The 11,727-nt window shown below is 52.3% G+C and carries 13 protein-coding genes; 2 read left to right on the top strand and 11 right to left on the bottom strand.

Features of this window, described 5'->3' with window-relative positions; translation table 11 throughout:
* Both PYW49_RS06640 and PYW49_RS06635 read right to left on the bottom strand, forming a co-directional pair.
* Positions 1 to 675: a fimbrial biogenesis chaperone gene (locus tag PYW49_RS06640; protein WP_320386033.1), complete on the bottom strand. Its 675-nt coding sequence runs from the start codon at positions 673 to 675 to the stop codon at positions 1 to 3.
* A gap of 60 nt (positions 676 to 735) precedes the next feature.
* A complete protein-coding gene (locus PYW49_RS06635) occupies positions 736 to 1,269 on the bottom strand; it encodes a fimbrial protein (RefSeq protein WP_134349345.1) in 534 nt (177 codons plus the stop codon).
* Positions 1,270 to 1,492: 223 nt separating this feature from the next.
* Here PYW49_RS06635 and ybiB point away from each other — a divergent pair, with 223 nt between their 5' ends.
* Positions 1,493 to 2,455 (top strand): DNA-binding protein YbiB, encoded by a 963-nt coding sequence (gene ybiB / locus PYW49_RS06630; RefSeq protein WP_320386032.1) that lies wholly within the window; start codon positions 1,493 to 1,495, stop codon positions 2,453 to 2,455.
* A gap of 117 nt (positions 2,456 to 2,572) precedes the next feature.
* Here the strand turns inward: ybiB and ybiJ are convergent, their stop codons facing one another.
* The 3 genes from ybiJ to mcbA form a co-directional block, all read right to left on the bottom strand.
* The gene (gene ybiJ / locus PYW49_RS06625) at positions 2,573 to 2,833 is read right to left on the bottom strand and encodes a DUF1471 family protein YbiJ (protein WP_320386030.1); all 261 of its coding nucleotides are present in this window, start codon (positions 2,831 to 2,833) and stop codon (positions 2,573 to 2,575) included.
* 285 nt (positions 2,834 to 3,118) lie between these two features.
* Positions 3,119 to 3,385, bottom strand: coding sequence for a DksA/TraR family C4-type zinc finger protein (locus PYW49_RS06620; protein ID WP_320386029.1), 267 nt, complete (start codon positions 3,383 to 3,385; stop codon positions 3,119 to 3,121).
* Between the two features lie 122 nt (positions 3,386 to 3,507).
* Complete coding sequence (gene mcbA, locus PYW49_RS06615) at positions 3,508 to 3,774, bottom strand: DUF1471 family periplasmic protein McbA (RefSeq protein ID WP_134349342.1); 267 nt, start codon at positions 3,772 to 3,774, stop codon at positions 3,508 to 3,510.
* Positions 3,775 to 4,017: 243 nt separating this feature from the next.
* Between mcbA and rlmF the strand changes: the two genes are divergently transcribed.
* Positions 4,018 to 4,929, top strand: coding sequence for a 23S rRNA (adenine(1618)-N(6))-methyltransferase RlmF (gene rlmF, locus PYW49_RS06610; protein WP_320386028.1), 912 nt, complete (start codon positions 4,018 to 4,020; stop codon positions 4,927 to 4,929).
* A 45-nt stretch (positions 4,930 to 4,974) separates the two neighbouring features.
* Here the strand turns inward: rlmF and ybiO are convergent, their stop codons facing one another.
* The 6 genes from ybiO to rhtA form a co-directional block, all read right to left on the bottom strand.
* Positions 4,975 to 7,188 (bottom strand): mechanosensitive channel protein, encoded by a 2,214-nt coding sequence (gene ybiO / locus PYW49_RS06605; protein WP_320386027.1) that lies wholly within the window; start codon positions 7,186 to 7,188, stop codon positions 4,975 to 4,977.
* A gap of 124 nt (positions 7,189 to 7,312) precedes the next feature.
* Positions 7,313 to 8,035 (bottom strand): glutamine ABC transporter ATP-binding protein GlnQ, encoded by a 723-nt coding sequence (gene glnQ / locus PYW49_RS06600; RefSeq protein ID WP_148242769.1) that lies wholly within the window; start codon positions 8,033 to 8,035, stop codon positions 7,313 to 7,315.
* On the bottom strand, positions 8,032 to 8,691 hold the full coding sequence (gene glnP, locus PYW49_RS06595; protein ID WP_010428919.1) for a glutamine ABC transporter permease GlnP: 660 nt from the start codon (positions 8,689 to 8,691) through the stop codon (positions 8,032 to 8,034). Before glnP ends, glnQ begins: the two co-directional genes overlap by 4 nt.
* A gap of 84 nt (positions 8,692 to 8,775) precedes the next feature.
* Positions 8,776 to 9,519 (bottom strand): glutamine ABC transporter substrate-binding protein GlnH, encoded by a 744-nt coding sequence (gene glnH / locus PYW49_RS06590; RefSeq protein WP_023310880.1) that lies wholly within the window; start codon positions 9,517 to 9,519, stop codon positions 8,776 to 8,778.
* A 362-nt stretch (positions 9,520 to 9,881) separates the two neighbouring features.
* Positions 9,882 to 10,385 (bottom strand): DNA starvation/stationary phase protection protein Dps, encoded by a 504-nt coding sequence (dps, locus tag PYW49_RS06585; RefSeq protein ID WP_134349338.1) that lies wholly within the window; start codon positions 10,383 to 10,385, stop codon positions 9,882 to 9,884.
* Positions 10,386 to 10,684: 299 nt separating this feature from the next.
* Positions 10,685 to 11,572, bottom strand: coding sequence for a threonine/homoserine exporter RhtA (gene rhtA, locus PYW49_RS06580; protein WP_320386026.1), 888 nt, complete (start codon positions 11,570 to 11,572; stop codon positions 10,685 to 10,687).
* Positions 11,573 to 11,727 lie beyond the last annotated feature (155 nt).

The raw sequence follows: 11,727 nt of genomic DNA, 5'->3' as shown, positions 1-11,727 counted from the left end.
TTATTTAATTTGCGCGGTATATGACTGGCTGATACCGCCGTAGTCATTAATGATTTTCCAGCTTACCGAGTGTGCGGTGATATTTCCCGGCGTGGTGAAATGTGTTTCACTTTTAGGTGCGGCATAGGTGGTTTTGTCGACTTTTTTACCGTCCAGCTTTATCTCCTGGAAGTTCATATAAAACGGCGTGGGGTTTTCTACAATAAGCTGGTTACCCTGTGCGTGCCAGGATAATTGCGTGGTGACATCTTCCGGTTTTCCGGTAATACTTGTCGGGCGATAGAGGAGCTTAATTCGGGTTTTAATCGCGATCTGCAGCGTGTTGGTGTTTTCATTGCGCGCGGAAGAGGGAATAGATTTAATATTCAACCAGAACAGGGATTCACGATCTCCAGGTAAATCCCCCCCGGTTCTGATGATGCGCAGAACGTTGTCCTGCTTCGCATCAAGGCGGAACAGAGGTGGTGTAATCAGGAACGGTGCTTTCTCGCGTGCTTTATCTTCCGTTTCGACCCATGACTGAACCAGATAATCGAGATTGTCCGGGTTTGCGATCCCAATGGAGGATTCTTTTTTATTTTCCGGGTAAACCACGCGCGTGCCGCCGATGGTAATACCTGCATGGGCGACAGAAGCGATGAATAAAAAGGATGAGGCCAGAAGATATTTTCGCATAGTGAAACCGTAATAAAAAATAACAGATATTAACTACCGGAGTAGCTAATATCTGTTTTATTAGTTGTAAACAATGGTGAAGGTTGATGCGGCATTCGCCAGTCCGGCAGAAATAGTCTGTCCGGTCTGGATATAGCGTGCGCCAAACTGCAGATCGTTCGTTGTTGTTCCTGAGGTGAGGGTATATGCGGCGGAAGCCGTATATAAACTCAGTGGGTTTTCTGTTTTATCCAGCAACTGAATACCCACACCGGATGCAGCACCGGTACCGGACGTCACAGCAAGGACATCCTTATTGCCACTATCCGGCGTCCCGCCGAACGTCACCGAGGCGCTGGTAACGGTTTCGGGACAATCTTTAAGCTGAATACTAAAGCGGGTTGTCGACGTCGTCGAACCACTTCCGGTAAATGCAGATTTAGCAACCTTACCTAATGAAACATCAAGTGGGTTACTTAAACCATTTACGACCGTGCATGCAGAGTCAATAATTTCACCTGTGAAATTAATTTGCCCTTCACCACCGGATGCAAATGCAGAAACCGAAGCACACGCCATCCCGGCAGCGATGCCCGCAATAATAATTTTTTTCATTTTAATCCTCTGAATGAAAGTAAGACACTTATGACTTTAATCATCACGTGGCTGATTAATTCGGTGTGAACTATCGCTGAGAATTATTTTTTGCTCAATTTAACTTCAGACCATTTTTATCCTTATTGCGTGTTGCGACCGTTTCCCGGTGTCTGGGAAATGATTACCCGCTCGACATTTATCGGCGCTATAGTAACTGCAAAGAGCCGCAAGGAGAGATGTCGTGGATTATCGTAAAATTATCAAAGAGGTGGGGCGCGGAAAGAACCACGCCCGTGACCTGGATCAGGAAACGGCCCGTGCCCTGTACACCCATATGCTGAACGGTGATGTGCCCGATCTGGAGATGGGTGGGATCCTTATTGCGCTACGTATTAAAGGTGAGGGTGAAGCGGAGATGCGCGGCTTCTATGAAGCCATGCAGGTGCAAATGCTGCGCTTAACGCCACCGGTGGCAAAACCGATGCCGATCGTTATCCCTAGCTATAACGGTGCGCGTAAGCAGGCAAATTTAACCCCGCTGCTCGCTATCTTATTACACAAGCTGGGTTTCCCGGTGGTGGTGCACGGTGTAAGTGAAGATCCCACGCGCGTGCTGACGGAAACTATCTTCGAGCTGCTGGGCATTGAGCCAACGCTGCATGCCGGACAGGCGCAGGCGAAGCTGGACGGGCACCAGCCGGTCTATATTCCGGTCAAGGCGCTGTGTCCGCCGCTCGAAAAGCAACTTGATATGCGCTGGCGCATGGGCGTGCGTAACAGCGCGCATACCCTGGCGAAGCTGGCAACACCGTTTGGCGAAGATAATGCCCTGCGTCTTTCCAGCGTCTCGCACCCGGAATACGTGGCGCGCGTGGGGCAATTTTTTGACGACATCGGCGGCAGAGCATTGCTGATGCATGGCACAGAAGGCGAGGTTTATGCTAACCCGCAGCGCTGCCCTCAGGTGATGCTGATTGATTCTGCGGGTACGCGCGTCCTTCTGGAACGTGGGGAAGAGAATACCGGTGTGATATTGCCTGAGGCAAAAGATCCGCATACGACGGCACACTGGATTGAGCAGTGCCTTGCCGGGAATGTGCCTGTTCCACATTCGATCAAACTCCAGATGGCCTGCTGTTTGCTCGCCACAGGCGAAGTTGACTCGGTGGAAGCCGGGTTGAAACGCGTTAATGATGCTTTTTAAGTAAAAAAAAGCCCGTCCAGTGGCGGACGGGCAAGCAAGGGTAACAACAACAGGGTCAATGAGGGTTGGAGCAGCTCACCAGAGGGTATGGCGAGGGTACAGCATTCATTCGGTCGATTATTTGTAGATAACCGCAGTACCGCTCAACTTGTTATTGGTGTTCGCGGAGGTGATGCTGTATCCGCTTGCACCGGCAGCTGCGGCTTTCTCAGCCAGTTTGGCTTCCAGACCGTCCAGCGTGGTCGCGCCTTCTGCACTTACCACACCGATTTTATTCATACTTTGCGCCTGAGCAGATGAAACAGGCTCTGCAGCGAAAGCGCCGAAAGACAGAGCGGACAGGGCAACAGCAGCAACAGCATATTTGATGGTTTTCATAATTAATCTCTCGCAGGTTATTCTGTTAAGGGGACGATGTTCCGTCGATGTGATAAGTATCACGTTTTTCTGCGGAAGATAAAATCGAAGAGAATTGACGTGATTGCTCAAAAAAATTGAATGACAAATAACTTATTGAATATTAATAAATTCAGAGCATTGCTTTACACTTCTTGTTGATGCGCTTTACAGAAGCGAGATCAACGGCACGTTTTGCTACGCGTGTGGCTAAAAATCGTGAGCGTAAAGCAACGCAGTTACGCGGTTAGCTTACGTAAAGGAAGGTCAACGTAACTGGCTGTCTTTCGATCCTCTGCGATTATATCCTGAGTGTGATAAATTTTTTGAGTCTTTATCCTGCTGACAGGTTATACAAAGCCGTACGCCGGGGATGGCTTTTCTGCGCGCCTCCGGAATAGGTTCCCCACATTCTTCGCATTCAGATAAGCTTTCCCCGCGCGGGATTTCACCGCGAGCGCGTGCAACCGCATCTTCAATCGTACTGTTGATCTGTTCGTTGACGGCATCGTCATTTGCCCAACCGGAAGCCATGAAGTCCTCCATCACTTGTTTAAGTCATACATTTCACTATGGGGTCAAAAAATGAACAGTCAAGGCGAGGGGGGAAGAGAACTGCATCCGTTGGGCAGATGCAGTCTGATAGAACAGGCAGGTTATTTATAGATGGTCGCTGTACCGTACATATGGTTATCTCCGCCAGCGGAGTTGACCACGAATCCTTTTGCACCTTCCTGGCGGGCTTTTTCGGCCAGTTTATCCTGCAGATCGTCAAGGTTGCTTGCACGGCTTACCGAGACGGTGCCCGCAGGTCGCAGCTGGCTGGTATCGGTACTCTGGTTAAGGGACTGAACGGCCATGGCAGAGAATGACGCGGCCGCCAGGACGCCGGCGAGAACAGCAAGGGTCAGATACTTTTTCATAATCACATCCTCATGAGGAAACAACAGGTGATTCCCTTTAAGTTTAGAAGCCCGACGAGTGTGACTTAGCGCAAATATTTGATGATGATCTGCTTATTTTTTGAACGATATTAATTGACAATTCGCTGACAGATCATAGACATAAAGGTGTTTGATTTATGGTGAGTTTTTGAGCTTTGCAGAGAAAGATTTACCGTTGGGTCAGCAAAGGGTATCTTACGCCGCTGTTTAAAGGAGAATGCCATGACTTCCCAAAAGCCGGGATTGCACCCGCGAAATCGCCACCGCAGCCGCTACGACATGAATGCGTTATGCCTGAGCTGCCCTGCGCTGCAGGATTACATTGTCCAGACCCCAGCGGGTGAACCGTCGGTCAACTTTTCTGACCCGCAGGCAGTTAAAATGCTGAACAAAGCCCTGCTGGCGCATTTTTACGGTGTGGCTCACTGGGATATTCCGGAAGGCTTTCTCTGCCCGCCCGTGCCGGGCCGCGCTGATTACGTCCATCATCTTGCCGATCTCCTCGCAGACGATCGTGACGGAGCGGTTTCCCAGCAAGCCTCCGTGCTGGATATCGGTACCGGGGCGAACCTGATTTACCCGCTAATCGGCGCGCATGAATACCACTGGCGCTTCACCGGAAGTGAAATCGGTGACGAGGCCTTTGCCAGCGCCCAGGCGATTATCAGCGCAAACCCTGGATTAAGCCGCGCCATTCGCCTGCGCCGTCAGAAAGATGCGGCCTCGATTTTCAACGGCATTATTCACAAAAACGAAAGTTATGACGCGACGATGTGCAATCCGCCGTTCCATGATTCGGCGGCAGCGGCCCGCGCGGGCAGCGAGCGCAAGCGTCGCAATCTGGGTCAGGCTGAAGACGCCGCGCTGAACTTCGGCGGACAGCAGCAGGAGCTCTGGTGTGAAGGGGGCGAAGTGGCGTTTATCCTGCGCATGATTGCGGAAAGCAAGCAGTTTGGCCGCCAGGTGAAATGGTTCACAACGCTGGTTTCCCGGGGGGATAACCTGCCGCCACTCTACCGCGCCCTGACCGAAGCGGGTGCCGTTAAAGTGGTGAAAAAAGAGATGGCGCAAGGCCAGAAACAGAGCCGCTTTATCGCATGGTCGTTTATGGACGATAACAAACGTCGCAAATAACACTCCGTCGTAGGCCGGGTAAGGCGAAGCCGCCACCCGGCTCGGTTACAGCGTCGGCTCCTGCGGAGGGAGCGGCGAGGCGGGCGGCGGCAACACCTGGTACGTCTGCACCGGCATCCGCACGTTCGCCAGATCAAAGTGCTTTTTCACCATGCTGTCGAGGGCAAAACGCACCGTCCACTGCTTCAGCGGCTGCGTGGTGAACGACACGCGCAGGGTAAATGCCGTGTTCGTCAGCCCGACAATGCCGGCAAACGACGGTTCTCCAATCACCAGCCCGCGAATATCATCCATCTGCATTAGCTCTTCTACCGCATCCCGCAGCGCCTGCTTCGCTTTATCTGCATCCTCATGACGATCCACATCGTAGTTCGCCACGACGGAGCCAATACCGCGCACAAAGTTGGCGAAGGTGGTGATCGAAGACCAGGGAATAATATGGTACGCCCCGGTATCCTGGCGCACGCCGACAGAACGAATGGACATCCGCTCTACCGTGCCGGTTAACGGCCCAATCGTGACCAGATCCCCCGTGTTCATCCCGTTCTCAAACTGGATAAAGATGCCGGTAATAATATCCTTCACCAGCGTTTGCGAACCGAAGGAGATTGCCAGCCCCAGCGCACCAGCACCCGCCAGCAGCGGGGCGATATTCACCCCGATTTCCGACAGCACAATCATGATGGTAATGGTGCTGATAATCACCGCCAGCGCGTTGCGGAACAGGGTCAGTAACGTACGGGCGCGGGCGCTGGGCAGCGGTCTGCCGTGAATATCCGATACCAGACGGTTCTCGATAAGACTCGCCAGCAGCGTCCAGCCGACGGCGGAGAAAAACAGGATCAGGGCGATACGAATTAAAATATCGACGGTCTTTTCGCCTGCGCCGTTATGCAGCCAGTTCCAGAAATCAAACAGGCTCCACGCATTCAGGAGCAGCATAATCGCCACGCAGACGGTGAGAATGCGCGCCACCTTAAGCGAAACCGACATCCAGCCGTTGACCCGTTTTTGCAGTTCAGGGTAGCTACGCTGCACCTGCGGCGACAGGGTGATGGTTTTCGAGATCCAGCGGGACAGCAGCCCCGACACAAAGGCCGCGATACCGATAATGGCCAGGCTTTTGAACGTCGCCCCCATCATAAATTTCAGGCTATTTCCCGGGTCAAACAACGAGAAGAAGCACAGTACGATGAAGTAAGCGCTTGCCAGCCAGTGCCACACCAGGGCGAACGCGCGAATAAAGAGGCTAAAGAACGAGAGGGAGCGGTCGGCCAGATTCAGCAGGCTTTGGGTAATGGTTTTTTTATTGTGGAAGATAAGATACAGCGACCAGACGGTAATGCAGATCATGATAATCACGTTTGCCAGGGCACCAAACTGGACGTTCACCTGGTTGGAAATGATCGGCACCGCCACCAGCAGACCGTAGCCAATCAGCCCGCTGAGCACGCTCAGACGCAGTGCCCAGTATTTTGCGCTCTCATCCCGTATGGAGAAAGGACGCAACGCTGGGACGTGTGGACAAAAGAGTAACCGCAGCAGCGCCTTGAAGAACTCAATCAGCGCAAAGGCATTCAGGAAAAGCGATTGCTGGAAGGCGATGGTTCTGTTGCCTGCATTCAGCCTGTCGGCCAGCATCTGGCCTAAAAACAGCGTCAACGCCAGCAGCAGTAAATCGATGATAAATGCTGAGGCGATCATCAACGGCAGGTGTAGCCAGCTGCTTTTCTGCTGATTCTTCCTGCGTCCCCATTGCCCCATTTTGCGGTACAGCGGCCACGCGCACAGACGCACCAGCCAGTAAAAAAGAAATACCGCACCCGCAAGCATCAGGAACTGCGTGGCGGCGGCGGTAAATGTTTGAGGGTTAAATGCCTTATGCGGTGAGCCAATCAGGTTGCGATAGAGCTGCGCAAAGCGCGAGGAGAGCGCTTCACCATAGTGGCGGCTGACGTAGGTGACGTTTTCGAGCACCGTTTTTTGCTCCTCAACCTGCGCAGGAGTGAGAGTGGGCACCGGCTCTTGCGGTGGTGTGGCGGCGGCTTTTCGCAGCTGGCCGATGAGCTCCTGCCGGGAGGTGTCGTTCTCCAGGACATCGGCAAGGGCGCTGTAGGCGGCTTTTTTCTGTTCGACATCGGGCTCCGGTGGCGGCGTGCTGCTCTTCGTCGCAGTGGTTCCGGTGGTAACGCCGGGGATCGCGACGGCGAACGATGGCGCACTAAACAGGCTAATCAACAGCAACAGGATCCACGGCACGGCGTCCTCCGGTGAAAATGTCGAACAAAATGATAAGTATAGAAGTCGGGGCGAGGAGGGGGATTTTTGGGAACAATCTGGCGTAAAAAAGCCGGGCATGCCCGGCTTAGCGTGAAGCGATGGATCAGGAGACGTGCTGCAGGAACTCCTGCAAGCGCTGGCTCGGCGGATTCGCAATTAATTCCTGCGGGTTACCGTCTTCGGCGATACGGCCTTTATCAATAAAGATCAGGCGGGAAGCCACTTTCTCAGCAAAGCCGATTTCGTGGGTCACGATAACCATCGTCATCCCTTCTTCTGCCAGATCCTGCATGACTTTCAGCACCTCGTGGCGCAGCTCCGGGTCGAGTGCAGAGGTTGGCTCATCAAACAGCATCATTTTCGGTTTGACCGCCAGCGCGCGGGCAATCGCCACGCGCTGCTGTTGGCCACCGGACAGCTCGGATGGGTAATGATGCGAACGCTCGGCGAGGCCCACTTTCGCCAGCAGATCTTTCGCCAGCACTTCCGCTGCCGCCTTGTTGGCACCGCGCACGCGCAGCGGGCCAAACATCACGTTTTCCAGTGCCGTCAGGTGCGGGAAGAGGTAGAACTGCTGGAATACCATGCCCGCTTCCTGACGAATCAGGCGCTCATCCACTTTCGGATCATTCACCTTCAGGCCATCGACGATCAAATCGCCGCTGGTTATCTCTTCCAGCTTGTTAATGCAGCGCAACAGGGTGGATTTACCGGAGCCGGACGGCCCAATGATGACCACCACTTCACCCTGCTTAATGTTCAAATCAATATTGTGCAGCACCTGGGTTGGGCCAAAGTGCTTGGAAACGTTTTTAAATTCAATCACAGGATTTTCATCCTTCTTTCAAGACGACGCAGAACGAAGCTCAGAACCAGAGTAATAATCAGGTAGACAACGGCCACCGCACTCCAGATTTCCAGCGCGCGGAAGTTGCCAGCAATGATCTCCTGCCCCTGACGGGTCAGCTCAGCCACGCCGATAACGATGAACAGCGACGTATCTTTAATGCTAATGATCCACTGGTTACCGAGCGGTGGCAGCATGCGACGCAGCGCCAGCGGCAGAATAACGTGGCGGATCGTTTCGCGACGAGAAAGGCCTAACGCCAGACCGGCTTCGCTGAAACCTTTATGAATCGACAGCACCGCACCGCGGGTGATTTCCGCAATATAGGCGCCTGAGTTGATCATAATGGTGACGACGGCTGCGCTGAACGGGTCGATGCGCAGGTCATTGAATGCCATTGGCAGGGCGAAGTAGATGAACATGACCTGCACGACAATAGGAGTGCCGCGGATCACTTCGATGAAAACCAGTGCGATGTGGTTTGCGATCCAGCCGCCGTAGGTGCGGGCGAAACCGGCGACAAGACCGATAATCAACCCACCAACCAGACCCAGGACCGAAATCCACAGGGTCATTTTAGCGCCTTCAAGCAAGAGTGGAATGGCAGGCCAGATGGCGCTCCAGTCAAACTGCATGATAATTTCCTGTTACTGTTACCGTGTTTCAAAAATATCAGGGGCGAAAGGTCGCCCCCGAGTGAACGTCATTTTTACGTCTTATTATTTAGGCTCGGTACCGAACCATTTTTTGTAGATTTCGTTATAGGTGCCGTTCTCTTTCAGTGTTTTCAGCGCGCCGTTAACTTTCGTGCGCAGATCGTCGCTGCCTTTCGGGAACGCGATACCGTACTGCTGTGCTTCCAGAGACTCGCCAACAGCTTTGAACTTGCCGTTGCCCGCAGTTTTGATGAAGTACAGGATGTTAGGCGTGTCGTGCAGAACCGCGTCAGCGCGGTTGGTGCCGAGTTCCATATACGCGTTGTCGATGTTCGGGAACTGGCGCAGATCTTTGGTTTTGATATTCGCTTTTGCGTAATCAACAGAACCGGTGCCGCTCTTCACTGCAACCACTTTGCCGTCGAGATCTTTCACGCTTTTTACGTCGTTATTATCGGCTTTGACCATGACCAGCAGGCCGCTTTTGTAATAACCGTCAGAGAAGTCGATCGCTTTTTTACGTTCATCAGTGATGGTGATACCCGCCAGCGCCAGATCAACGTTTTTGGTTTGCAGTGCCGGGATGATGCCGCTGAAGTCCATTGGCTTCAGGGTGTAATCCAGTTTGAGTTCTTTTGCGACAGCGGCCCACAGATCCACATCAAAACCAACGTACTTATCACCCTGTTTGAATTCAAACGGAACGAACGCCGTGTCGGTCGCCACAACCAGTTTGTCGGCAGCCTGAGAGGACACCGCAAAAGCCAGGGTAAGTGCAGCCAGTGAAACTTTTAATACAGACTTCATAGCATTTCCTTTTATATCCACGGGGCGATCCCCTGCGAGAACAGGTGGCACAATGAAAAAATCGTGCCAACTTTACAAGCTATTGTTTTGCAAAGGGGATGATGTCATGCATTGCACAATAAATGGGGCAATGAGGTTTTATTGCACCAAAGTGGAGCACTGTTTTGGTGCGCTTCGTTTGGCTCAACTGACGGGGAGATATTTAGCGTAAATTCTGACGAAAAAACAATCTTCCGTTAACGGTTGTGTGAAGTGATTATTACATTTCGTTCACTTTTGCAGGTGTGCAGACAAAAACTGTGCACCATAGATGTGCAAAACCCTCACCGGAGGGCGAGGGTTTGATAGAAAATTCGTATGAATTATTCGATGTTAGATTCGATAAACCACAGGAACTGATCAAGGTCGCGGGACGCGGCGGTGAAAATGTCTGCGGTATCTTCGTCTTTGGCTTCGCCAATCGCTTTGCGCACGTCATTGGCCACAATGGCGTAGCGATCCGCCAGCTCTTTCAGGTGATCCTGAACGGTATGGATATCCAGCGGATAACTCTTCAGTGGCGTTTTGCTGTTGAGCACCTGCGTGGTACCCAGCGCTACGCCGCCTAACTGAACGGCACGTTCGGCCATCGTATCGAGGTGGGTAACCAGTGCTGTGCGGAAGCCATCGAGCATTTCATGAACGGCAATAAAGTTTGCACCGCGCATATTCCAGTGGGCCTGTTTGGTGATCAGCGAAAGATCGATGAACTGGATCACCTGGCGATTCAGCAACTCAATAGTCGCTTTTTTGTCGCTATCCGATACATCGTTACGGGTATAAAGCAGATTAGACGCTTTCGTTTTCACCAGTTTAGCGGTACTCATAATCTCATATCCTCTTGATGTTTATGTCCCAGGTAATTACGGAACTAAGTATAGCACCGGATTTTTTCTCTGCGGTCTGGCTGTACCTATCGGTTTAATAGCGAAAAGGAGGTTGAGAATTTAATTTATTGAAATGAATGGTGATTTTAAAAATTGATGCAGATCAATCTTAATTTCTGAACGGGGAAGTTAATGCGGGTGGATATTTCGCTAATATGACAAAGTATGTAAGAAATTATAATGTACCACTTTCTGGCCTTTATTCTGCATGGCATGGAAGCCATGCAGAATATATGGCCTTAGTTGATATCAACCTTCTCAACTTTAGGTTCAGGTCGCATGGTGAGCGTTGAGCCCATTGATGCCGCGATAATTGAGCAGAGCGCCAGCGTCTGGGTCAATGTCAGGGTTTCGCCGAGAAAGACCATCCCGGAAATCGCGGCAAGCGCAGGCTCCATGCTCATCAGTGTGCCAAAAATGCGTGTCGGCAGACGCGTGAGGGCAATCATCTCCAGAGAATAGGGGAGTGCGGTAGAGAGAATCGCGACCGCCAGCCCGATGGGCATGACGGACCATTGCCAGATAGATTCCGTCGCCTGCGCCATGCCGATGGGCACAAAGACGATAGCGGCGATGAGTGAACCCAACGCGACTGTCGCCGGTCCATGCTCTTCCCCTGCGCGCTGGCCCGTTAATATATAGATAGCCCAGCAGGCGCCTGCACCCAGTGCCAGCGCTGCGCCCGTCATATCAATCTCAGAGACATTCTGGCCCAGCGGGAGCAAGAACCATAAGCCCAGCACGGCTAATACGACCCAGATGAAATCAACCGGACGTCGTGAGGAGAAAAGCGCCACCGCCAGCGGGCCGGTAAACTCCAGCGCGACGGCAATCCCGAGCGGTATCGTCTGGATGGAAAGGTAGAACAGATAGTTCATCGCCCCGAGGGACAGTCCATAAAACAGCAGAGGCAAACGCTGCTCTTTTTTGAAGCGCAGACGCCAGGGTTTGAAAATGACCACCAGTATCGCCGTACCCAGAACGATTCGCAGGGCGGTGACCCCAGGCGCGCCAACCAGCGGAAAAAGCGATTTTGCAAGCGAAGCGCCGCTTTGAATGGACAACATGGCAATGAGTATGACGGCTACCGGTAACCAGACCGACGACGTGCGGGATAACCCAGGCATCCTTTCTCCTGTCAGCTTATGTCAAATGAGGTAAAGGTTGCAGTGTAAAGGAAATAAGCGGCAACGGTTGAGGCGCTGTTGAAAAAAAACCACGTGAAATCCGTAAAATGGTTAAGCGCTGGTGGATTTATCGCCTGATAGATTAGGAATAATCT

This window comes from Enterobacter chinensis (assembly GCF_034008295.1).
GTDB lineage: Bacteria > Pseudomonadota > Gammaproteobacteria > Enterobacterales > Enterobacteriaceae > Enterobacter > Enterobacter chinensis.
This window is presented reverse-complemented; position numbering and strand designations above follow the sequence as displayed.